The organism is Dietzia cercidiphylli, from assembly GCF_039531545.1.
GTDB classification, from domain to species: Bacteria; Actinomycetota; Actinomycetes; order Mycobacteriales; family Mycobacteriaceae; genus Dietzia; species Dietzia natronolimnaea.
This window is the reverse complement of sequence record NZ_BAAAQG010000009.1, coordinates 83,899-106,097: the sequence shown is the minus strand read 5'-3', so window position 1 is coordinate 106,097 and position 22,199 is coordinate 83,899. Positions and strand designations below refer to the sequence as shown.

Annotated in this window: 16 protein-coding genes; 8 read left to right on the top strand and 8 right to left on the bottom strand. The window is 72.2% G+C overall.

Annotated features, from left to right (window positions below):
* The first annotated feature begins 264 nt into the window (after nucleotides 1–264).
* Genes ABD250_RS10425 through ABD250_RS10410 form a run of 4 tightly spaced genes read left to right on the top strand, consistent with a single transcriptional unit; the run spans nucleotide 265 to nucleotide 3,382 of the window.
* The gene (locus tag ABD250_RS10425; RefSeq protein WP_344392131.1) at nucleotides 265–858 is read left to right on the top strand and encodes a sigma-70 family RNA polymerase sigma factor; all 594 of its coding nucleotides are present in this window, start codon (nucleotides 265–267) and stop codon (nucleotides 856–858) included.
* Nucleotides 855–1,502 (top strand): methylated-DNA--[protein]-cysteine S-methyltransferase, encoded by a 648-nt coding sequence (locus ABD250_RS10420; protein ID WP_182658661.1) that lies wholly within the window; start codon nucleotides 855–857, stop codon nucleotides 1,500–1,502. Before ABD250_RS10425 ends, ABD250_RS10420 begins: the two co-directional genes overlap by 4 nt.
* The gene (locus ABD250_RS10415) at nucleotides 1,499–2,176 is read left to right on the top strand and encodes a LysE family transporter (RefSeq protein WP_182658662.1); all 678 of its coding nucleotides are present in this window, start codon (nucleotides 1,499–1,501) and stop codon (nucleotides 2,174–2,176) included. Before ABD250_RS10420 ends, ABD250_RS10415 begins: the two co-directional genes overlap by 4 nt.
* Nucleotides 2,177–2,200: 24 nt before the next feature.
* Nucleotides 2,201–3,382, top strand: a complete 1,182-nt coding sequence (locus ABD250_RS10410; protein ID WP_344392128.1) for an MFS transporter — start codon at nucleotides 2,201–2,203, stop codon at nucleotides 3,380–3,382.
* Nucleotides 3,383–3,487: 105 nt separating this feature from the next.
* On the opposite strand, the gene ppc is transcribed toward ABD250_RS10410, so the two are convergent.
* The gene (ppc, locus tag ABD250_RS10405; protein WP_241730690.1) at nucleotides 3,488–6,424 is read right to left on the bottom strand and encodes a phosphoenolpyruvate carboxylase; all 2,937 of its coding nucleotides are present in this window, start codon (nucleotides 6,422–6,424) and stop codon (nucleotides 3,488–3,490) included.
* Nucleotides 6,425–6,587: 163 nt separating this feature from the next.
* Between ppc and ABD250_RS10400 the strand changes: the two genes are divergently transcribed.
* Complete coding sequence (locus ABD250_RS10400) at nucleotides 6,588–7,019, top strand: DUF4870 domain-containing protein (protein ID WP_182658869.1); 432 nt, start codon at nucleotides 6,588–6,590, stop codon at nucleotides 7,017–7,019.
* 12 nt (nucleotides 7,020–7,031) lie between these two features.
* On the opposite strand, the gene ABD250_RS10395 is transcribed toward ABD250_RS10400, so the two are convergent.
* Nucleotides 7,032–8,783, bottom strand: coding sequence for an AMP-binding protein (locus ABD250_RS10395; RefSeq protein WP_241730689.1), 1,752 nt, complete (start codon nucleotides 8,781–8,783; stop codon nucleotides 7,032–7,034).
* Between the two features lie 123 nt (nucleotides 8,784–8,906).
* On the opposite strand from ABD250_RS10395, the gene ABD250_RS10390 reads away from it, so the two are divergent.
* Together ABD250_RS10390 and ABD250_RS10385 are read left to right on the top strand one after the other, a co-directional pair.
* Nucleotides 8,907–10,493 carry an adenylate/guanylate cyclase domain-containing protein gene (locus tag ABD250_RS10390; RefSeq protein ID WP_182658868.1) on the top strand — a complete coding sequence of 529 codons (1,587 nt, stop codon included), beginning with the start codon at nucleotides 8,907–8,909 and terminating at the stop codon, nucleotides 10,491–10,493.
* 125 nt (nucleotides 10,494–10,618) lie between these two features.
* Nucleotides 10,619–11,467, top strand: a complete 849-nt coding sequence (locus ABD250_RS10385) for a tyrosine-protein phosphatase (RefSeq protein ID WP_241730688.1) — start codon at nucleotides 10,619–10,621, stop codon at nucleotides 11,465–11,467.
* On the opposite strand, the gene ABD250_RS10380 is transcribed toward ABD250_RS10385, so the two are convergent.
* Nucleotides 11,451–11,840, bottom strand: coding sequence for a hypothetical protein (locus ABD250_RS10380; RefSeq protein ID WP_182658867.1), 390 nt, complete (start codon nucleotides 11,838–11,840; stop codon nucleotides 11,451–11,453). The genes ABD250_RS10385 and ABD250_RS10380 overlap by 17 nt on opposite strands.
* A gap of 242 nt (nucleotides 11,841–12,082) precedes the next feature.
* Between ABD250_RS10380 and ABD250_RS10375 the strand changes: the two genes are divergently transcribed.
* Nucleotides 12,083–13,210: a DNA gyrase subunit A gene (locus ABD250_RS10375; RefSeq protein ID WP_182658866.1), complete on the top strand. Its 1,128-nt coding sequence runs from the start codon at nucleotides 12,083–12,085 to the stop codon at nucleotides 13,208–13,210.
* On the opposite strand, the gene ABD250_RS10370 is transcribed toward ABD250_RS10375, so the two are convergent.
* Genes ABD250_RS10370 through ABD250_RS10350 form a run of 5 tightly spaced genes read right to left on the bottom strand, consistent with a single transcriptional unit; the run spans nucleotide 13,203 to nucleotide 22,039 of the window.
* Nucleotides 13,203–16,628: a UvrD-helicase domain-containing protein gene (locus ABD250_RS10370; RefSeq protein WP_182658865.1), complete on the bottom strand. Its 3,426-nt coding sequence runs from the start codon at nucleotides 16,626–16,628 to the stop codon at nucleotides 13,203–13,205. The two genes, ABD250_RS10375 and ABD250_RS10370, sit on opposite strands and share 8 nt — an antisense overlap.
* Nucleotides 16,625–19,624, bottom strand: a complete 3,000-nt coding sequence (locus ABD250_RS10365; RefSeq protein WP_182658864.1) for a PD-(D/E)XK nuclease family protein — start codon at nucleotides 19,622–19,624, stop codon at nucleotides 16,625–16,627. The genes ABD250_RS10370 and ABD250_RS10365 overlap by 4 nt, the downstream gene beginning before the upstream one ends.
* A gap of 35 nt (nucleotides 19,625–19,659) precedes the next feature.
* Nucleotides 19,660–20,253, bottom strand: a complete 594-nt coding sequence (locus tag ABD250_RS10360; protein ID WP_182658863.1) for a TetR family transcriptional regulator — start codon at nucleotides 20,251–20,253, stop codon at nucleotides 19,660–19,662.
* A 47-nt stretch (nucleotides 20,254–20,300) separates the two neighbouring features.
* Entirely contained in the window at nucleotides 20,301–21,113 is an 813-nt protein-coding gene (locus ABD250_RS10355) for a Fic family protein (protein ID WP_344392119.1), read from the bottom strand.
* Nucleotides 21,110–22,039, bottom strand: a complete 930-nt coding sequence (locus ABD250_RS10350) for a putative nucleotidyltransferase substrate binding domain-containing protein (protein WP_344392117.1) — start codon at nucleotides 22,037–22,039, stop codon at nucleotides 21,110–21,112. Before ABD250_RS10350 ends, ABD250_RS10355 begins: the two co-directional genes overlap by 4 nt.
* Between the last annotated feature and the right edge of the window lie 160 nt (nucleotides 22,040–22,199).

Below are 22,199 nucleotides of genomic sequence, written 5' to 3'. Positions count from 1 at the left end.
CGATGCCATTCGCTGTCCTCCACACGCAAGTCCGACGCGGCATGCCGCCCGGAGAGATCCGATACTCGACAGTACCGAGCGCTGGACGGGCGAGGGAAAGCTGTATCAGAGCGCGAACACGAACGTCTGCCGGGATCTCGTGATCACGCGTGTCGCTCGGGCGCTGTGCCGACCTCACGTTCTGGTCGCGCGGAACGACTACTGCGGACACTGCCGGTCGGGGCGTGTGAACGAGGCGGAGGGGACGAGGGGAGGATCTGACACATGAGGGCAGCCTTCGACGGTGCGGTGGTCCGGCACGGGCCGACAGTCCTGCGCGTGTGCCGTGCGGTCCTGGGTCCCGGTCCCGACGCCGACGACGCCTGGTCCGAGACGTTCCTGTCCGCGCTGCGGGCCTGGCCGGACCTGCCGGAGGAGACCAACGTGGAGGCGTGGCTGGTCAGGGTCGCCCACCGCCGCGCCGTGGACGTGGTGCGCCGATCGTCGCGGTCGGCCGCCCCGGCGGGAGGCGCGGACGAGGTCGTCCTGCTCGAGGGGTGGGAGGGCAGGGGCCGCGGGCTTCATGGACGCGGCCGGGGTGGCCGCGGGCGGAGTGGCGACCGTGCGGACGACGACGAGCTCGGCGACCACCCGATCTGGTGCGCGGTCGCCGCTCTGCCCACCCGGCAGCGGCTCTGTGTGGCCTACCGGTATCTGGGCGGCTTGCCGTATGCCGAGATCGCCGCGCTCATCGGTGGCGGTGAGGCGGCCGCGAGGCGCGCAGCGGCCGACGGGGTGGCGGCCCTGAGGCGGACCGTGTCAGAACGGACCGTGCCCGACCAGGCCGTGCAGAGGGCACGAACGATGGAGGAGCCATGACCGGGCACGACGACGTCATCGCCGCGCTCCGCGGTGCTCCCGCGGACACGGACCGGCTGCGCGAGCGCCTGGCGCGCGAGGCGCAGCGAGAGGGACTGGTGGACGTGCTGGTCCGGTCTGTGGACTCGACGATCGGCGGGTTGCTCCTGGCGGCGACCCCGCGGGGCCTGGCGTACGTGGCGTTCGAGGGCGAACCCCGGGACGAGGTCCTGGAGATGCTCGCCACGAAGATCGGGCCCCGGGTCGTGCAGGCGGGTGCCTCCGGTTCGCCGGGCGAGGGCACCGGCGGCGTCGATGCCACAGGAGTTCTCGACGACGCCACGGCCCAGATCGAGGCCTACCTCTCCGGGCGTCGCCGGGAGTTCTCCCTGCCGCTGGACACCGTCCTGGCCACCGGGTTCCGCGGTCTGGTCCAGCGCCGACTGCCCGACGTGGGGTACGGGCAGACTGCGACCTACCGGGAGATCGCCACCGCCCTCGACAAGCCCGGGGCCGTCCGCGCGGTGGGTACGGCGTGCGCCACCAATCCGCTTCCCCTCGTGTGGCCGTGCCACCGGATCCTGCGCTCGGACGGCAGTCTCGGCGGCTACCGGGGCGGGCTCGAGGTCAAGAAGCGTCTTCTGGCGATGGAGTCTGCTGCGTGACCGCGGGACAGGTCGCGGCGCTCTACGGAATCTGGGTGATCGCGGTGATCTCGCCGGGGCCCGACCTCGTCGTCGTCCTCCACCGGTCGCTCATCGGGCGACGCCACGGTGTCGCCACGGCGGTCGGGGTGGTCACCGGGATCGCGGTCTGGCTCGCGGCGGCCTTCGCCGGACTGGCGGCACTGGTGCGCGTCTACCCGCAGGTCATGACGGGTCTGCAGGTGGCCGGCGGGTTGCTGCTGGCGAGCCTGGGGGTGCTCGGACTGCGGGGGTGGTGGCGGGCGCGTCCGGGCGCAGGGCTCGCCGACGTGAACCCCGCCGGCCCGGATGCGCCGGAGCCCACCCCGACCGCCCCCACCCCACTCGACCCGCGACTGCCCGGAACCGACTTCGCCCGCGGCCTGGCCACCAATCTGGCCAACCCCAAGGCACTGGTGTTCTTCGGCGCCGTCCTGACGCCGTTCCTCAGCGGCGAGGTCCCTCCGGGGCAGTCGGTCGTCCAGGTGGCGGGGATGATCACCGTGGCGCTGGTGTGGTTCTGCACCCTCGCCGTGGCGGCGTCGCACCGACGCGTCAACGAGCGGGTCGGACGGGTCCTGCCGACGGTGGACGTGGTCGTCAGCGTGCTGTTCGTGGCGGTGGGGGTGGCGTTCGTGATCGAGGCGCTGACCTGACGATCGGGCGATAGGTTCTGCCACATGACAAGTCCGCCTACCGATCGCGCGTGGTTGCGAGCCGCCCTCGCGGTGTTCGCCGTGGGGTGGGGCGCCAACCAGTTCGCGCCGCTGCTGCTGCTCTACCGCGAGGAGCAGGGCCTCGGACAAACCGAGGTCACCGCGATGTTCAGCGTGTACATCGTCGGGCTGCTGCCGACCCTCCTCGTGGCGGGCCGGTGGTCCGACGCCCACGGTCGACGCGTGCTCATGCGACCGGTCCTCGTCTTGTCCCTGGTCGCCACGGTGCTGATGCTGTTCGGCCCGCAGGACCCGCTGTGGCTCTACCTCGGCCGCTTCCTCGCCGGACTCGCCTCGGGCGCCGCGTTCGGCGCGGGCAGTGCGTGGGTGCGCGAGCTCTCCGCGGGCGCCCCACCCGGGACCGGTGCGCGGCGGGCCGCGATCGCCCTGACCGGCGGATTCGGTCTGGGCGGTCTGGTCGGGGGACTGGTGGGCCAGTTCGCCCCCGCACCCATGCTGTCCCCCTACCTCCCTCACCTGGTGCTCGGGACGATCGCCCTGATGGCCGCCTGGAACGCCGCCGACCCCTACCGTCCACACGGTGGTGCCGACCCGGCCGGGCTCGTTCCCGCGAGCGCGGGCACCCGCAGATTCCTGCTGGGGGTCGCCCCCTGGGCGCCGCTGGTGTTCGGCTGCGCCAGCATGTCGTTCGCGGTGCTCGCGGACCTGCTGGGCGGAGACGCCGGCGGTCTGCCGACCGCGTACGCCGGGGTGATGGTGGGCGTCACACTCGGAGCCGGGGTGCTGGTCCAGCCCACCGTGCGCCGGCTCGCCGCGTCCTCGCCGCCGTCCCGCCCCCCGGTCATCGGCCTGACCGCCGCCGCGCTGGGCATGTCCGCCGGGGCGGTCCTGGCGGCGTCCCCGGACCTGCCCGGCCGCGCGTTGTGGCTCCTGCCCGTCGCGGTCCTCCTGGGCGCGGGGTACGCGACCCTGCTGGTGGCCGGCCTCGTCGAGGTGGAGTTCCAGTCCGGGCCCCGCGACCACGCCGGGCTCGTGGCCGTGTTCTACGTCCTGGCCTACCTCGGGATGGGGACGCCGTATGTGCTCGCGGTGCTCTCCCGTCTGGGCGGACCGGTGCCGTGGATCGCGGCCCTGGCGGTGGCGTGCGTGCTGCTCATCCCGCTCGCGCAGCGGCAACTGCGCTAGCGGCCCGGCCGGGGCATCGAGAAGAGCGTTTCGCACATCGCCACTCGGGAAACGCGTGCGGAACGCTCTTCTCGACGAGGATGTGGTGACGGGGTGATGGGGGGCTCAGCCCGAGTTCCGCAGCGCGGTGGCCAGGCCGTTCATCGTCAGTTGGATGCCCGTCCGCACGTCGGGGTCCCGGTCGCCCGCGCGGTAGCGCCGCAGCAACTCCACCTGCAGCACGTTGAGCGGTTCGAGGTACGGGAACCGGTTCCGGACGGAGCGGGCGAGCGCCGGGTTGTCGTCCAACAGGGTCTCCTGCCCTGTCACGGCCAGCAGCATCTCGCGGGTGAGGTCGAACTCGTCGGAGATCACCCCGTGGATCCTCCTGCCCACCTCGGCGTCCGGGACCAGCTCGGCGTACCGGGCCGCGAGGCCCATGTCGGCCTTGGCCATGACCTGCGCCATGTTGGACAGCGTGGTGCGCAGGAACGGCCAGTCCCGGTAGAGGCGCCGCAGCGTGGCCAACCGCTCCTCGCCGTCCGTCCCGCCCGCGGCGGCGTCGCCGGCATTCGCGTCACCGTCGGCGGCGCCCCTGGCGGCCGCACCCCTGGCGGCCGTACCCCCGTCGGTCTCACGCCCGCCGTCCTCGACCCAGCGCTTGAGGGCGCTGCCCACGCCGAACCAGCCGGGCAGCATGACGCGGGACTGCGACCACGACAGCACCCAGGGGATGGCGCGCAGGTCGTCGACCGTCGAGGTCTGCTTGCGGGACGTGGGGCGGGAGCCGATGTTGAGCTCGCCGATCTCGCTGAGCGGCGTGGAGGTGGTGAAGTACTCGATGAAGCCGGGGTCCTCGTGCACCAGCTCGGCGTAGGCCTCGCGGCCGAGCCTCGCGAGCGCGGCCATCACCGCGTAGGCCTGCTCGGCGTCGTCACCCAGACCCTCGACGTCGAGCAGCGAGACCTCGAGCGTGGCCGCCACCAGTGCCTCGAGATTGCGGCGGGCGCGGACCGGCTCCGAGTACTTGGCGGAGATGATCTCCCCCTGTTCGGTGATCCGCAACGCGCCCTGCACCGCGCCCGGAGGCTGCGCGAGGATCGCGTCGTAGGAGTTGCCGCCTCCGCGACCCACGGCGCCGCCCCGGCCGTGGAAGAAGCGCAGGTGCACATCCGCACGGGCCGCCGCGTCGACGAGCGCGAGCTCGGCCTCGTAGAGCGACCAGTTGGCGGCGAGGTACCCGCCGTCCTTGTTGGAGTCCGAGTACCCCAGCATGATCTCGAGCACGTCTTCCTGGGACCGTACGAGTGCGCGGAACTGGGGGAGTGCCAGGGCCGCATCGAGCATCCGGGCCCCGCCGGCGAGGTCGTCGATGGTCTCCAGCAACGGGATGAGGCGCACGGTCGACCGGGGTTCGTCCGGGCTGCCGGAGAACAGTCCGACCTCCTTGAGGAGAACGGCGGGTTCGAGCAGGTCGGACACCGAGCCGCACATCGACACGATGTAGTGCGGCACCACGTCGGGACCGAGCCCGGCCACCGCCTCCGCGGCGGCGTGCAGCACGCCCATCTCCTTGGCCGCGAACTCCGAGAGTTCCGCCCGGACGCCCAGCAGCGGACGATCGTGGGAGAGCTCGCCGAGCAGGAGCTCGACGCGGGCGTCCTCGTCGAGCGCCGCGTAGTCCTCGGAGACCCCGGCGAGCGCGAACAGCTCGGTGAGCAGATCCTCGTGCGACTCCGAGTTCTGGCGCATGTCCAGGGACTGCAGGTGGAACCCGAACGAGTTCAGCGCCCACCGCAGGTCCCGCAGTCGCGGGGCGCGCAGCAGGTCGGACCCCACCGCGGAGAGCCCGGCGTCGATCGTCTCGAGGTCCGCCGCCATCTCCTCCGGGCCGGCGTACGGGGGGTCGTCGTCCAGGCCGATGAGTCGACCGGCGGACAGCAGCACCGAGCGGGGGAGCGACGACCCGGTCGCACGGGCGCGCGCGGCGAGCCGGCGACGGACCACCCGGACCGCCTGGCGGAACGGCACGTCCTCCCGTGCCGGGCTCCCCTCGACCTCGGTGTCCGTAAGGGAGTCGGCCAACGCGGCTATCCCGGGGTCGACCTCCACGATCCGGGCCGACATCGACAACTCACGCTCGAGGAGGCGCAACTGCTCGGCGTAGTGGCCGTGGAGCAGCTCGGCCGCCCGGTCGGTGGCGAACCGCACCACGTCACCGGTGACGTACGGGTTGCCGTCGCGGTCGCCGCCGATCCACGAACCGGGACGCACCACCGCGCGGCCCCCGCACCCGAAGCGGTCGTCGATCTGGGCGTTGAGCGGCGGGATCACCTCGAGGAGAGTGGCCTCGTAGTACTGGAGCCCGGCCATCACCTCGTCCTCGATGTGGGGACGCTCGTTGCGGATGAGGGCGGTCTGCCACAGCGCGAGGACGAGCCTGCGCAGCTCGAGCTCGAGCTCGGCGAGCTCCGCCTCCGTCACGGGGTCCTGCTCCACCGAGCGCAGGCCGTCGCGACGGCCCATGAGGACGTGCACCCGTCGGGTGGCCTCGAACACCATCCGGCGACGGGTCTCCGTGGGGTGCGCGGTGAGGACCGGGGACACGCGGGCGGTGGCGCGTACGGCGGCCAGTCGCTCGTCGCCGTCCCCCTCCAGCAGCCCCGCCAACCGGGTCCACGTGACCTCCAGGTCCCCGTCGGGCGGCGCCTCGCCGGCGGCCCGGTGCATCCGCCTGCGGCGCTCCTGGTGCAGGTCCTCCGCCACGTTGGCCAGGAGCGCGAACAGGGAGAACGCACGGATGACCGGAATCGCGTCGGCGGCGCTGATGTCCTTGAACAGGGCGGACACCTCGTCCCTGTCGGCCTCCGAGCGACGGACCGCGAACGCCGTCCGGCGGGCCGTCTCGACCAGATCGAACACCCGGTCCCCGGCGTGCTCCCGGATCGTCTCGCCGAGCAGGGAGCCGAGGAAACGGACGTCGTCCCGCAGCGGGGCCACCGCCCGGGCGAGGGGATCGGTCCCCGGGTCGGTCGTGGGGTGATCCTGTGGGGTGTCTGCCATGGCCGCCAGGGTAGGCGGGGCATGTGACAGGCGGGTGAAACGTGGGATTGCGGGGGGCGGGGACGCCCGGCGCCCCGATGGGCCGTGGACCCCGGCTGCGGAACAGGACGACACGGGGGACATCCCTGATGTCCCGCAGCCGCGGGAGGCGCACACTGGGGCCATGACTCAGCAGCCCGGATTCCCGCAGCACGGCGACCCGCAGTACGGGACGCAGCAGTTCGGAGACCAGCCCGTGGCCGGGCCCGACGACCGCACCCCCGCCGCCCTCGCGCACGCGTCCAGCCTCATCGCCATGGCGCTGTCTGCCGGGTGGCTCTCCTTCGTCGGGCCGCTCGTGATGTGGTTGATCTACAAGGACCGCAGTCCGTTCGTCCGGCAGGCGGCCGCGGGGTCGTTCAACTTCAACGTCGGCCTGTGGATCATGAGCATCGTCGGGTGGATCTTCATCATCACGGTGATCGGCATCCCGATCGGGCTGGTGCTGTTGGCGGTCTCCTTCGTCCTCCAGATCGTCGGCCACCTGATCGGTACGGTGCGGGCCACCCGCGGCCGGATGATCAACTACCCGTTCCAGTTGCGCATCCTGAGCTGACGCCGCCGCTGCTCAGACCCCGGTCGGCTGCCGACCGTGGAGACTGTACTGCTCGAGCACCGAGTCGCGCACCACGCTGGTCAGCGGCCGGAACTCGTCGTCGTCGTCCCCTCCCACCAACGCGGCGCCGCCGCGCACGTAGACCTCACCGGGCCCGGTCCACGACTGCCGGCGCAGGTCGGGCTTGGCGATCTTCCGGGTCGCGGTGACCGGCATCGTCTCCATGATCCGCACGAAGCGCGGTGCCCACTTGGTCCCCATGTCGGGTTGGGTCCGGCAGAACTCGGAGAACGCGGCCGGGTCGAACGCCACGCCCGGCTCGAGCTGGATGGCCGCCATGACCTGGTCGCCCGTGCGGGGATCCGGCACGGGGTAGACGGCCACCACCAGGACGCCGGGGAAGCGGTCGAGGATCCGCTCGACCGGGCCGGCGGAGAAGTTCTCGCTGTCCACGCGGATCTTGTCCCCGGAGCGGCCGGCGAAGTAGAACAACCCGTCGGCGTCCCGGTAGCCGAGGTCGCCGGAGTGGTAGACCTCGCCGATGTTGCGCTCGGCGGTGGCCTCCGGGTTGCGGTAGTACCCCTCGAACATGGCGGCGCCGGTGAGGTTGCAGATCTCCCCGATCGCCTCGTCGGCGTTGGCCAGGCCCCCGTCGGCGTCGAACTCGGCACGCGGGCACTCGCGGCCGTCCTCGTCGAGGATCGCGACGTCCATGTAGGCACCCGCGACGCCGAGCGCGTCCGGCGGGGTGTCCGAGGTGCGGCCGATCACGACCCCGCCCTCGCTGGAGCCGTACGACTCGCCCGGTTCGACGCCGAAGCGGCGGGCGAACTCGGCGCGGTCGTGGCTCGAGGCCTCGGTCCCGAAGACGGTGCGCAGGCGGGTCTGCTTCTCCTCCGGACGCTCGGGCTGGGCGAGGATGTAGGACAGCGAGCGGCCCACGTAGTTGACGTAGGTGGCGCCGAAACGCAGCACGTCGGGCAGGAACCCCGAGGCGGAGAACTTCCGACGCATCGCGAACGTGCACCCGACGAACGCGGCGGGGGCGAACGCGGCGAACATCGCGTTGCCGTGGAACATCGGCATCGCGCTGTAGGCGACGTCGTCCCTCACCAGGTTGCGGTAGTTGATCGTGCCGAGCATCGCGAGACGGCCGGTCGAGCACATGACGGCCTTGGGTGCGCCCGTGGAGCCCGAGGTGAACAGCAGCGCGAGCAGGGTGTGGGGGTCCCGGGCGGCGTCGTGGAGCCGGGGCTCCGCCCCGGCGTGTGCGGCCAGCAGGTCCTGCCACCCGGTGGAGTCCACCTCGTGCACGGCCACGACGCCCCCCGTCCCGTCGGCCAGGGCGAGGCCGTCGAGCAGCCCGGCGCCGTGGGCGTCGGTGACGATCACGTCGCAGTCCACCCCGCGGATGTCCGAGGCCAGCTCGGCACCCCGCCGGGTGGGGTTGATGCCGATGATCGTCACACCCGCCATGGAGGCCCCGGACAGGAGGAACAGGTACTCGGGGACGTTCTCCAGCAGGACGCCGACGTGCAGGTGGCGGAAACGCTCGGGACGGCCGGCGTACGCATCGGCGTGCCTGACGGACCAGTCGGCCAGGATCGCGGCGCGGACCGCGCTCTCCGCCACGAACTCCCGCCACGTCCAGCTCGAGTCCTCGAAGAGGAGACCGGGATGGTCGTCGGTCGAGCGCTCGAGGAGGATCTCGCCGAAGGTCTCGTGACGCATGTCGTGGCCGGGGTTGAACTGAGGCGTGGTCATGAAGTTAAGTTAGCGCATTAGATGTGATCCATCCGACGATGCGGACTGCGATTCCGGGCGCGTGCGGACGCCACTCGCGCGACGATGGACACCCATCCCCCGCCCGGTAGGACTCCTTCCCCCGTGACCTTCCCTTCAGCGCACGCCCCCCGCCCGCCGTGGGGCACCCGCATGCTCGGGCTCCAGCGGGAGGAACCCCCTCGACGGAAGCAGCGGGTCCAGCGGGTGCTCACCCGGATGCTGGTGATCACGCACGGGCTCGGGGTGGTGGGGGTCTGGATCGTGATCGGACTACTGCTGCCCCTCGAGCAGGTCATCTCCGGGCGGTTCAGCCCGGCGGCCCTGGTGGTGACCCCGGTGACCGCCCTGATCGGCATCGCCCTCGGGTCGTGGTGGCTCCTGAGGGTGGTGACCAACTGGATGAGGTGGGCCGAGGAGAGCCGGCCGCCGACCGCCGCCGAGCAGGCGCGGTGCCTGTCGGCGCCGCTCGGGATCACCCTGCGGACCGGGGCACTCTGGGCGGCGGGCGGGACGGTCGTCGCGGTGGCGTTCGCGCTCGAGGATGTCCAGGCCCTGTGGGTCGTCGCGGGCGCGATCGTGGTGATCGGGTCCCTGAGCTGTGGAACGGCCTACATCGTCGCCGAGATCGCGCTGCGGCCCCTCGCCGCGCTCGCCCTGGAGGCCGGGCCGACACTGCACTCCCCGGTCATCGGCGTGCGCGGACGGTTGCAGGCCTTCTGGGTGGTGAGCTCCGGTCTACCCCTCATCGGACTCGTTCTGCTCAGTGCCTACGCCGCGGCGAACAACCAATTCCCGGTCTCGCGGCTCGTGACCATCGTGGGGATCCTCGGCCTCGGGGCCCTCGCGGCCGGCTTCGCCGCGACCTGGCTGCTCGTCTCCGCCCTGCTCGCCCCGGTGTACTCCGTCCGCTGGGCCATGGAGGACCTCGCCGGTGGCGACCTCGACGCGCGCGTCGAGGTGTTCGACGGGACCGAGCTCGGGCAGTTGCAGCGGGGGTTCAACCGGATGGCGGAGATGATCCGCGAGCGTCAGCGTCTGCGCGAGCTGTTCGTCCGCCATGTGGGTAGCCAGGTCGCGAAGGCCGCCGAGATCCAGGAACCCCATCTCGGCGGCGACACCACGTACGTCGGCGTGCTGTTCGTCGACCTCATCGGCTCCACCCGGCTCGCCTCCACGCGCCCCGCCCGGGAGGTCGTCGAGACCCTCAACGCGTTCTTCGAGGTGGTCGTGGACCGGGTCGAATCCCACGGCGGCCTGCTCGACAAGTTCCAGGGCGACGCGGCGCTGGCCGTGTTCGGGGCCCCCGCGCCCATCGCCGACCCCGCGACGGCGGTCCTCGCCTCGGCCCGGGACCTGGCCCGGGCGCTGCCCGAGCTGGTCCCCGACTGCCAGGCCGGGATAGGGGTCTCCTACGGGGAGGTGGTGGCCGGATACGTCGGGTCCGCGACCCGGTTCGAGTACACGGTGATCGGGGACGCGGTCAACGAGGCCGCGCGGCTGTGCGAGATGGCCAAGGAGCACCCCACCCGGGTGCTGGCCTCCGAGGCCGCGCTCCGGGTGGCCGCGGATCCCGAGGCAGAGCGATGGACCACGGGCGGGACGGTGGAGCTCAGGGGCCGTTCCACCCCGACCACGCTGGCCTGGCCGGCCGGGTCCCCACCGGGGCACGGCGAACCGGGTCCCGGGTGACGGGTGGGACAGCAGCGCGGTGAGATGCGGTTCCGCGGACGCCGCCTCGCACCGGTATCCGCGATCCGGTAGGAACGGAGGGGTGGTGCGTCATCCGGGCGCGCGGGAGCCGAAGGGGACGCGGGATGGGCGCAGACGCGCGCATGACCACCGGGGTCGACGCCGAGGTCGTCGGGGAGGTGGGGGCTGAGGTCGGCGCATCCGGGCCGGCCTCCGGCGACGTCCGACTGACGAGCGTGCACAACTTCCGTGATGTCGCGGGCCCGGGCTACGCGCTCCACCCGTCTGGGAGCATGGCCCGCGGTGTGGTCTACCGATCCACCACGTTGTCCGTCGGTGAGGACGACCTCGGGGTGCTCGAACGGCTCGGGGTGAGCACCATCGTGGACCTGCGGACCGGCGACGAGATCACCAGGCAGCCCGACGTGATCCCCGCCGGCGCCGACTACCTGGCCATCGACGTCCTCGCCGGGAACACCTCCGCGGCCGCATTCACCGGGGTCGGGACGTTCAGCGTGGAGGACGCCCGACGCGAGACGGCGATCATGTACGAGCGGTTCGTCCTCGGCGACGACGAGCGGTCCGGTTTCGGCCGCGCGGTCAGCGCCGTGGCGGGGTCGACGGGCCCGGCGATCGTGCACTGTACGGCCGGGAAGGACCGGACGGGCTGGACCTCCGCGGTACTGCAGTTGCTCGCCGGCGTCCGCGAAGAGGACGTGATCGCCGACTACATGCTGACCCGCGAGCTGTCCGTCGACTTCGTCAACGCCATCCGGGCGTACGTCCGGGAGGAGATGCCCGAGCGTCTCGACGCGATCGACGTGCTCATCGGGGTCGAGGAGAGCAACATCCGGCGTTCGCTGACCGCGTTGGACCGAGAATTCGGTGACGTCCGTCGATACCTCGTGGACGGCGCCGGGGTGGAGGAGGACCTGGTGGATGAGTTGGGGGCCCGCCTCAGAACAGGACGATGACGGCGCCGAGCACACCGCCGAAGGCGATCGCCTCGAGGATCACCGCGATGGTGCGACCCAACTCGGACCGGGCCACGGAGTGGACCCTGGGACCGGCCATGGTCAACGCGAACACCAGCACGAGGACCGCCACCCCGACCAGGGTGTCGGCGAGCCGCGCGGCGACGCCGTAGACCGCCCCGAGGCCGATCAGCCCCCCTGTCGCCGCGGCCGAGACCGTGGTCAACGGCGCCGGGAAGACCGCGGCCGGGGTCACCTCGCGATCCACCGGGGCGTCACGGCCGGGGTCGTCCTGCGCCGGGGCGACCTCCGCAGGAGGCGTCGGGGTGGAGCGGCTCCGGTCCCCGTCCTCGAGCATCAGTTGTCCGTTCATGTCCAGGACGATACGTCCCGTTTCCAGAGGTATCCTCCGCCATCCCTGTGGAACTGCTGGAAAAACGGAAAGTGCTGGTCAGCGTTCCGCAGCTGGCGGAGAGATCGGTCACAATCGACCGGGATCACCCTGCCCCGGGCCGTGTGGCTGCATGACCACGGGCGGGTCGGCGGGCGTAGGATTCGGGACTGATCCGGTGGGGGCCGGATCCGTTCTGGTGTGGGAAAGATCGGGGGACTGGTATGGGTGCTGTGGGTGCGGTCGGAGGCTGGTTCGAGCCCGGGGGCGATGCCGGGAGGGCGTGGGACGAGGCCGAGGCGGTACTCCTGGCGTGCGAGGACCTGGATGCCGTGATGGAGACGATCCGGCAGGCGGAATCCCCTGTCGACGCGCGACGCGCCCTCAAGCTGGGATTCGGGTTCTCGGGTAGACAGGCCGCGCTGCTCCTCACCCTTCCGGTGCTGTCGTTCACGCGGTCCGAGCGTGACCGGATGCGCGACAGCCGACGTGCACGGCTGGACCTCTTCGCCGATGTCACCGGGGCGATCCCGGTGGTCCGAAAGGACGAGGTCGAGCTCGACCCGGCGCCGGGACAGGCGGCGCGGGCGCCGGAACCGGAGTCCGCGGCGCGGGCGGAGTGGGGCGCCGAGTTCGACGGCGCCCTCGACGGGATCCGACGGGCGATGGACGATGAACAGGGCCGGGGCCCGACCGCTCCGCCGCCCGTGATCACCGAGGACCCGGGGCCCTCCGACCACGTCGTCCGTCGATCGCGGTCCGGTCGTGTCGACGAGGCCGCGGTCGTGCTCGACGAACAGGTCGGGGAGCTCTGCGACGCGATCGCAGCCCTCCTGCAGGTGGAGAGCGTCCCCGGTGCGTGGCTGGATGATCCCCGCGCGTCCGACAGCCGGACCGGGACCCTCCTCGACAGCTGCGGTGTCGACGATTCGGTGGGGATCCGGACTCTGCTGTGGCATCTGCGCCGGACAGGCCTGGATTCGGTCGAGGGTCTGTTGCCGTTCGCCGAACCGCTCGGCGCCGCCGAGGGTTTCGAGGTCCAGGCGAGGAGGTTCGAGCACGCGATGGCCGTCGGCGGACTCGGTCCGGAACCGGTGTCCGGGGCGACCTGGACCGGTCGCCTGTGGCCGATCGCGGAGCGCCGCGGGTACGGGTACGCGGTGTCCTATCGGAACGGGCCGGACGCCGGGTCCATCTGGGCGTACGGCGGGGAGGAACCGCTCCACCGCGTGTGGGATTCGGTCGTCGACCTGCTGGTCGAGCTGTACCAGGCGTTGACCACCGGTGAACCCTGTGACGCCGCGGTCGCTGCCGCGACGAACGGCCGGGTGGTGTGGACCAACCTCACCTGAGGTCCCGTCCGACGACGGTGGCCCGGCTGCCTCGGCAGAACACGAGTTCGACGCGCGAGACCGTCCGGCCGGTGGTCGTGCCGAGCAGTTCGGCGTACGCGCACAACTGCAGCAGGTACTCGTCTACGGTTCCGGTGGTCACGCTGACATCGGTCTTGTAGTCGATGACGGACAGCGACCCGTCGGGTTCGTCCACGACCAGGTCGACCACCCCGTCCACCGCCACCGGCGTGCCGTCGGCCGTGGCGAGGGTGCCCGCGACCGGCAACTCCGCCCAGTGAGGGCGGGCGGCCGCCCGCCTGACGGGTTCCGAGGTGAGGGCCGTCCGGGCGACGGCGACCATCTCCTCGACGGCCGCGGGGGTCCGGGTGCCGTGGAGATCTCCGGCCAGTCCGAGGGCGGTGAGCTGATCCGCGGCCCACTGTTCCCAGCCCCGGATGACCGAGGACGGGTCCGTGGTGTCTGTCGAGTCGGCGGTGAGCTCGGTGAGATCGGTGTGTTCGGCGAGGTGATGGACCGCGGTGCCGACGTCGGGGCCGGAGGCCAGCGGGACGCTCCGCGGTGCGGGCGGCAATTCATCCTCACGCGCGGGTGCGGGCGCGAAACGGTTCCGCAGGGCGGCGGCCAGCTGCTCAGGGAGAGGGAGCCCCTCCGTTGCGGGCGGGGTTTCGGCGGCCGCAGGGTGGACGATGCGCGTAGCCGACCACCCGGCTCGCTCCGCTGATCGGGCGGAGATCGCGTGGCTGCGCTCCGCCCAGTCTCGCGCGTCGGGGACGTCGACCGCCGGTGCCACGCCCGGATCGAGCAAGCCCTCCTCGTAGGGGATGAGCTCCGGCGCGTCGGGCTCCTCCATCACCGAGCCGAACAGTGATCCCCACAGCTTCAGGGGGGCGTGCGGCTTCGACTTGGCACGGACGAACCCGTGGCCGGATACGGCGAGCCGGCTCTCGGCCCGCGTGGTGGCCACATACAGGAGCCGGATCCGCTCCGCCAGGGAGTGCTCGGCCTCGCGCTCTGCGGCTCGCGCGAATCCCGGATCACGGACCTGCGTGGAGAAGGAGGCAACGGGGCGGGGCGGCTCGTCGTCCGTCCACAGGAGCTTGTCGCGGTCGCCGGGCCAGCCGCGGCTCATCCCGGCGAGGACGACCATGGGGTACTCGAGGCCCTTGGAGGCGTGGATGGTGGTGATCCGCACCGCGTCGACCCCGATCTCGGGGATCGCTGCCTCCGGGACGCGGGCGTCCTCAGCGGTGAGGGCCAGCGCCCAGTCGGCGTAGTTCCGCAGGTCGGCGCGGGCAGGATCGGTCGCGGACTCCTCCCACTGCCAGGCGTGTTCGATCACGAAACGGATGCGTCGCCAGAGATCGCGGCGACGCGGCGACTCGGCGACCGACTCGAAGACCATGCGGTCGTAGACGAGCCTCTCCAGCAGCTCGCCCGGTCGCCGGGTCACGCGGGCCAGCGCGGAGAGGTAGCTGATCCCTTCAGCGACCGGGGAGTGGGCCTCACCGTCGGGCGCCGGTGCGCCGGGAGCCCACGTTCCACCGGCGGCGCGCCAACGGAGCAGGTCGTCGTCGCCGCAGCCGAAGAGCGGTGAGCGGAGCGCACCGACGAGGGAGGCCTCGTCGGAGGTGTTGGCCACGGCCCGCACCGCGAGGAGAAGGTCGCGGATCTCCGGGGTGCCGTAGACGATTGACGAGGCCTCGGTCCGGAAGTCGATCCCGGCGTGGTCGAGACACTTCTCGATCATCGGCAGCGAACCCCGGGAGGGCAACAAGATCGCGATGTCGCCCAGGCGGAGCGGAGTCTGGTCCCCGTTCTTGGATTCGTGTGTCCACTTCTCGCGGATCGCGGTCGCGATCACCCGTGCGACATCCGAGGCCTCGGTCCAGTGGCGTTTCTGGCCGTCGGTCGCGTCCGGGGGACAGTGGTCGGGTTGTTCGGGGACGTCCTCGGAACGGAAGACGAAGGGGCGGGGACCGTGCTCCGGGTCGTACGGCGGGCGGCCGGGGCCCGGTTCCAGGTCCCGGTACTCGGGCTGCACGCCCTTCGCTGAGATCAGGACCTCGGAGAACACCGAGTTGACCCAGTCGAGCACTGCTCGTGAGCAGCGGAAGTTGGTGCTCAGGCGCTCGATCTCGACGCCGGGGCCGCTCTGGGCGCGCAGGTACGTGGAGATGTCCGCTCGCCGGAAACGGTAGATGGACTGCTTGGGATCCCCGACGGTGAAGAGCCTTCCGGACTCGGGACGCCGCCCCGACTCGTCGGCGGTGAGGAGAGTCGCGAGGTCGAGTTGGATGGGGTCGGTGTCCTGGAACTCGTCGATGAGGATCCGTGTGTACCTGGCCCTGACCCGGTCCCGGACCGCCCGGTCCTGCAGCAGCTCGCGGGCGAGGACGAGCTGGTCGTGGAACTGCAACGTGCCGTGTCTGCGCCGGTCGTCGGCATGTCTGCGGATCACCGGGATGAGAGCGTCCAGAACGACCGCGATGCGTGGGCGCCAGTGGGCGGACAGGACCTCGGTGCAGATCGAGGGCAGTCGTTTGATCTCCTCCTTGATCTCCTTGACCGTCTCGGCGCCACCCCAGTTCGCGCCCTTGCCCCCGTTCCCGGGTCCGAAGGGTTTGGCCAGGAGCTCCACCCAGGTCGGCGAGGCCGTCTGGTCCGTGGTGGCCGATTGCAGGTCCGTGAGCCACGCCTCGTGCCGAGCGAGGGTCTCGTACAACTTGTCCGTCTCGTCCTGGCAGGATCCGCGCCACCCGGTGATCGAGCCGACGGCGGCGATGATCTCGGCGAGGTCGGGCGTGGTCGGCAGCTCGGAGTCGGGCGCGCCGGAGTAGAGGGGTCGGGTGGGGAGGCGGTCCCAGTCGCGGTGCAGCGCCTCGACCATCTCGCGGAAGGCGGGTGTGCCGACGCCAGCGTCGAGCAGGTCGTCGACGGCCCGGGCCAGGACGCCGGAGCGCGAACCGTCCCGGTCGCCGCCGAACAGGACGGTCGCGCATTCCTGCCACATGGCGTCCACGGCCGTGGCCTCGGCGGTGTCCTGCTGGGCGGTCACCCTCGGGGGGATCCCGGCCTCCAGCGGATTCTCCGAGAGCAGGCGCAGGGCGAACGAGTGCAGGGTCCCGATCGCGGCGGTGTCGAGCCCGGCGAGCGCGGCGTCCGCGCGCTGGTCTCCGGCGTCCCGTCGGTCCACCAGGTGGACACGGAGCCGGTCACGCAACTCGGCGGCCGCTTTCTCGGTGAAGGTGATCGCGGCGATCTGCTCCACGGGCACGCCGTCGGAGAGCAGGAGGGTTCCGAGCCGGTGGACCAGGGCGTGCGTCTTTCCCGTCCCGGCTCCTGCCTCGACGAACAGGGTTGCGGAGGTGTCGCGCTCGACCCGATCCCGAGCCGGCTGGTCGTGGAGTTGGCTCATGAACTGCTGTCCGATCCTGTCTCGGTCTGGTCGCCGGTGAGGATGCCGGAGAATGCGGGGTGGGACGCCAGTGGTTCCTGCCTGGACAGCCTCTCCCACGTCCGATCCAGGTCCGCGCCCCCTAGGAGATCGGCGAGGTCCCGCGAGGACCCGCGGCCGCCCTTGAGCGGGAACCATCCCCGTTGGATGGCGTCGACCAGGTTCCCGACGTCCGAGCGGACCCGGTCCATGACGGTGTCCGAGACGGCGAGGGAGATCTGTTCGAACCCGCCGCGCTCGGTGCAGTACCAGTAGCGGACCTCGCTCACCGGCACGTCCCGGGCGGCGGCGGCCGCGGCGTAGAGGGGGAGCTGGAACCGGGTGCCGGACACGGTGGGGTCCTCCTCGCTCGGGCGTTGCTCCGACCCGGGAGGCTTCCCGGTCTTGTAGTCGGTGACGCGTTGTGTGCCGCCCCGGACGTCGAGTCGGTCGATCGATCCGGCCAGGAGCAGGGTCTCCGGTCCGCGGGCGGTGGTCACCTCGAACGGGATCTCGACCGTCGGTTCCCCGGGTACCTCGCGTCCGAATCCGAGTTCGGTGGCGGTGGGCCGCCAGCCCGCGTCGGCATCGGTGTTGTCCTCCTCGAACCACCGGCCGAGCTCGGCGGCCAGGAGCATCTGCCGACGGCGCCACAGCGGGGCGAGCAACCCGGGGGCCTCGGTGACGGCCTTCTCGCACTCGTCCCGGAGCGCACGCATGAGCAGGTCCCGGTCCGGACCGGCCCCCAGCTCGAGTCGAGCGGACACGTATCGCTGCAGGATCGCGTGGACCAGGTCGCCGTAGTCGCGCAGGTCCATCTCGATGTCCGCCGCCGGATCGTCGAGTACACGGACGCGGAGGACGGTGCCGAGGAAGAACAGGTAGGGACTCTGGGCCCAGTCCTCCAGGCGGGTGGGTGAGACCGGCGCGTCAAGCACTGTCACCAGGTCGTTCACCGCAGAGACGTCCCCGGTGAACCGTGAGAAGACCCCCAGTCTCCGGTCCCGGCGCATCTCGTGGGCCCGCAGTAGCAGCTCCGGCGCCCCCGGCCCCGCCCGCCACCCGCCGGCCGCGAGTTCGCGCAGGCGCAGTTCGGTGGTGGTGGCCGGATCGGGACCCAGGAGGGACGGCGGGGAGAGGACGCCGTCGAGGAAGGAGGGGACCGCGGTGACGGTGGGGCACCCCGCCAGGGCCTCCTGCCACCTGGTGGCGTGGACCCGCCGACCGGCGAGGCGCGACAGCGTGGGTAGAAGCCACCGCGACGGGATGCGGTGTCCGCCACCCCGCATCGAGCCGCGGGGGAACGAGCACAGGCGTCGTGCCGAGCCCGCGGCCAGTGCCAGTTGGAGCACCCGGTAGCGCTCGTCGAGCAGCTCGGAGGCCGAGGGGTCGACCGCGCCCTCGGGCAGGAGCGGATCGGGTCGGTGGAGGACGGGTAGCAGCCCCTCAGCCATGCCCACCACGCACACCGTGTCGAGATCCCGGCCGACCGCGTCGTCGATCGGGCCCAGGCTCACGCCCGATCCCTCCTCGCCGACCCGGTCGGCGAGGGAGTCCAGCCGCGTGGTCACGGCACCGACGATCCGCTCGCGGGTGATCGCGGGGGAGATGGTGTCCAGGTCGGCGAGCGAACCGACGGCGGCCTGCACGGCCGCCCGGTCGAGGCTCTGCCGGAAAAGCGAGGTGAGCATGGAGTTCACCGTCGCGGCGACCTCGGACCAGGTCCGTGCGGAGTCCAGGGCAGCGAGGGCGGACCGGACCTGATCGACGAGGCGCAGCAGAGCCGCGGCGGCCGCCCGGTCGGAGTCGGTCAACTCGACACCGGTGGACCCGGACCCGGCGTCGGGCCGGGGCCCGGACGGATCCGGCCGGGCCCCGAGGTGGTCGGCCAGGCGGGCCCAGTCACCCGCGCCGATCACGGGGAAACGCGTGCGGGTGAGCAACTCCAGGCGGCGCGACGAGACCGGGGCCCCGTGGTCGTCCAGGATCGTCACAGCCCCCTCGGCCACGATCGAGAGCAGTTCGGCCCGCGGCATGAGGTCCGGGTCGATCTCGAGCAACCGGGTGAGGGAGCGGCCGGCGGGCGTGCGGCCGAGATCGGTGACGGAGGGCCCGTTGACGACGATCTCCGCCTCGTCGAACGCGCGGAGCAGCAGGCGCAGGTAGGGATCCGGCGATGGGTAGTAGACGCCGATCCGGTGCCCCGGTATCCCGGCCGAGAGGCGCGAGCGAACGAACCGGACGACCGCCCGCACCTCGTCGTCCGAGTCCGAGGCGTGCAGCACGTGGGTTCCCGTGACCGCGCCCTCGCCGTCGGGTTCCGCCGCGGAGGCCAGGTGGTCGGCTCCCGTCCCGGGGACCGGCGTGACCCCGAGCGCGTCCAACGCGGCGCGTAGGCGCCGTTCGGCCTCCGTCCCCCTCAGCGGAGCCGCGAGGACGATCCGGCCGAGTGCGTCCAGCCTCCCCAGCGCGTCAGACACCGCCTCGAACTGCGTGTAGTAGGTGGCACCGGTCATCGACAGTGCCTGCCCCGACAGCCGGAGCACCTCGGAATGGAGGGGGTTGTCCGGCGCCACCGACCCCGCCTCCACGGTGCCCAACCGCAGGCAGGCCTGTGCCACCGCCTGGCCGGTGACCGGCTCGGCGGCGACCGAACTCAGGCGACCAGGGTCGGCGTCCAGGGCCTTCTCCACCGCGGCCTCGAGGAGGGGGAACGGTAGGGCCGCGCGAGGGGCCAGTGCCGGCGCGGACAGGTCGGTCACCACCTGTGCGGCCGTCCGCACCGCGACGTTCACCGCGCCCCCGGACAGCGCCAACGCCCGGACGAGGTCCCTCGCGGCACCGAACGACGCCACGATGACGGTGATCCGGCCGATCGGGTCGGAACCGCGGAGCCGACGGACCTCGCTGATGACGGGGGCGAGGGTGGAGGGAGGGGAGCCGTCGTCGGGACTGGGGCGGGACTGGGTTCCGGTCACATCGCCATGGTGCCCCACGGGTACGACACGACGACTCAACCGATGCCGATCACGCGGGTCGCGGCAACCGCCCACCGCGCGGCGTCGATGACGACCCCCGGGTGGTCCTGCCGGTGCGGGATCACCGACTCGACCACCCGGAAGGGCAGGTCGAGATCCGGATCACCGGGATCGAGGTCGGGGCGACACCGGGCGACGAGCTGCCGGTAGATCCCCCTCAGTTCCGACCGTGCGGCCCGGAAACCCTCGAAGTCCTCCCCGGCCAGCTCCGGGAGCACGTACAGCATCCCGATGTTCCAGCGCGAGGCCAGGAGCCACTCGACGTCGATCGTCGCCAGCGCCAGGAGGCTCTCCCCCGGGTCCCGGCTGGCGTCGAGGAGCCCCCGGGCGCTCTCGAGGGTCGGCCGCACCGTCGAGTCGAGGAGGGAGATGAGCATCGCGGCCTTGGTGGGGAAGTGCGTGTAGAGCGACGCCTGGCGAATCCCCACGGCGTCCGCGATGGCCCTCGTGGAGGTCGCCGTGTACCCGCGGGTGGTGAACAACTCCGCCGCCGCGTCGAGGATCTCGTCCGCCGGGGTGGCCCCGGGACGCCGCCGGCCGACGAGGCGGGGTCGTCCGGGTGAGGACACGGTGCTCCCTTCGGGTGGTGGCCCGCGATGCGGGTCGTGCCGGGTGGTCAGGTGTCGTGCGGGGTGCCGCACCGGTCCATCGTGACACGGAGGAATTCGAACCGGTGTGCCGTCGGATCGACGCTGCGGCGAGGGGGCGCCGGCATGGAGGAGACGGCGGCCTGGACCCACGACTCGCGGTCGGTCCGGCTGAAGTCGAGATCCACCCCGTGGGCGCGCGCGGCGAGGAGGGCGGCGACGGCGGCGGCGCGGCCGTTGCCCTCGCGGAAGGGGTGCACGTAGTTGAACCGTGCGTACCAGTTGGCCAGGGCGACGGCCACGGTCGTCGTGCGGGCGGCGGCACCGGATGCCGTGGCCAGGGCGTCGGCGACGAGTTCCGTGGGGTTCTCGAGTGGAGCGGCCATCATGGGGACACGAGCCGCGGGCGCGAACGCGGACCCCTGTTTGGCCAGGCCGACGATCCGCGGCAGGCCGGCCCAGGCGTACACCTCGCCGAACAGCGCCGCGTGGACTCCGGACACCGTCGCGGGGGCGTGGGCGGGATCGCGGAGGAGACGCGCCCCCGCGGCGACGGCCAGGAGGGCCTCCGCGCGGCCGAGGGCCTCCGCCGAGGTGATGCCGAGTGAGTTCTCCAGGACACGCGACCCGCGGATGAGATACGGCGTGCGGCGGGACAGTATCCCGGGCCGGGGGCGCCGGGTGGCCTCCGGGGGGAGCGCGTTCCGGACGTGGAGGCGGATCAGCCGACCCGGGGCGGCCCGGTCGACGAGATCGAGGACCTCGTCGTCGTCATCCCCCGGTCTCCATCCCTCCAGCGCCGAGACGGCGAGCATCGCGGCGGTGGCCGGGTGGCGGGTCACCCCGGCTCCCGTAGTCCGCCGGAGGACCGCAGATAGTCGAGGGTGCGTTGCGCGCCGGCGATCTCGCGTGCGGCGGACCGGAGCCCGGCACGCTCGGCTGTCGTGAGGACGGAGAGGGGGACACGGTCGGTTCCGGGGCCGTCGGACCCGGCACGGAGGCGGACCTCCCACCGCAGGCGCGCGGTGAAACGGGCGGCCGCGCGGAGGGACTCCCACCGGTCCGCGGGCAGGACCCGGGGGTCGGCCGCGAGCTCGAGGCGCGCATCGGTGGCGGTGGAGGTCACCCCGCCGCGCAACGCGGCCCACCGGGCGAGCTTGACGACCGGGGTGAGGACCGAGGCCTTGAGGTCGACGACGGGGTCCGAACGCAGGGTACGGGTGAGCCGGGACGGCACCGAGGCGCGGGTGGAGAGCGCGTCGGTGAGGATGTCGGTGAGGATCCCCTGGTGGGTACGCACGGAGCGTGCGGCGAGGCGGGGCAGGAGCTCCGGATCGCTGTGGCCGTCCGTCACGGGCCGGGCGTCGGCGAGGAGCCCCAGGTGGACGACCCCCAGGTCCCGGGCGGGGGCGCCGGCCCACCCGTCGGCGGCGGTCGACCATCCGGCGGGGGTCCGGATCAGCCGGGGATCGGCGGCCGAGGCGGGGGAGGTCTCGGCGAACCACGGTGCGCGGGAGAGGTCGGTGGAGGCGACGGCGCGGCGTACCGCACGGTCGTCGGGGTCACCGGGGTCACCGGGGTCACCGGGGGCACAGACGACGGCGAGGGATTCCAGGTCGCTACCCGGGACGGCCTCCCCCCGGCCCACCGATCCGGTGACCCACACCGCGTGTGCCACCGCCGGTCCGAGACGCGCCGCCAGCTCACGCCGCAGCCCGTCGGACCAGGCCCGCGCGCGCTCGTCGTGGGGATCACGGGAAGGCGCCATGAGGGCATTCGACCACGCGGTCGGGCGGCCCGGCGAGCGGGGAGCAACGGCGTGAGGGCGTGTTAATCGGATCGAAACATCAGGCAACCCGAGGGTCACACGCGGTGGGAAAACTATCGGCAGACAGGAACTGCTCCTGACGCCACCCGGGTTCACAGAC

What these genes read in the sequence shown, in the direction of transcription:
- ABD250_RS10425 (WP_344392131.1), top strand. Translation starts at nt 265, where the DNA reads ATGAGGGCAGCCTTCGACGGTGCGGTGGTCCGGCACGGGCCGACAGTC.
- ABD250_RS10420 (WP_182658661.1), top strand. Translation starts at nt 855, where the DNA reads ATGACCGGGCACGACGACGTCATCGCCGCGCTCCGCGGTGCTCCCGCG.
- ABD250_RS10410 (WP_344392128.1), top strand. Translation starts at nt 2,201, where the DNA reads ATGACAAGTCCGCCTACCGATCGCGCGTGGTTGCGAGCCGCCCTCGCG.
- ppc (WP_241730690.1), bottom strand. Translation starts at nt 6,424, where the DNA reads ATGGCAGACACCCCACAGGATCACCCCACGACCGACCCGGGGACCGAT.
- ABD250_RS10400 (WP_182658869.1), top strand. Translation starts at nt 6,588, where the DNA reads ATGACTCAGCAGCCCGGATTCCCGCAGCACGGCGACCCGCAGTACGGG.
- ABD250_RS10395 (WP_241730689.1), bottom strand. Translation starts at nt 8,783, where the DNA reads ATGACCACGCCTCAGTTCAACCCCGGCCACGACATGCGTCACGAGACC.
- ABD250_RS10385 (WP_241730688.1), top strand. Translation starts at nt 10,619, where the DNA reads ATGGGCGCAGACGCGCGCATGACCACCGGGGTCGACGCCGAGGTCGTC.
- ABD250_RS10380 (WP_182658867.1), bottom strand. Translation starts at nt 11,840, where the DNA reads ATGAACGGACAACTGATGCTCGAGGACGGGGACCGGAGCCGCTCCACC.
- ABD250_RS10375 (WP_182658866.1), top strand. Translation starts at nt 12,083, where the DNA reads ATGGGTGCTGTGGGTGCGGTCGGAGGCTGGTTCGAGCCCGGGGGCGAT.
- ABD250_RS10370 (WP_182658865.1), bottom strand. Translation starts at nt 16,628, where the DNA reads ATGAGCCAACTCCACGACCAGCCGGCTCGGGATCGGGTCGAGCGCGAC.
- ABD250_RS10350 (WP_344392117.1), bottom strand. Translation starts at nt 22,039, where the DNA reads ATGGCGCCTTCCCGTGATCCCCACGACGAGCGCGCGCGGGCCTGGTCC.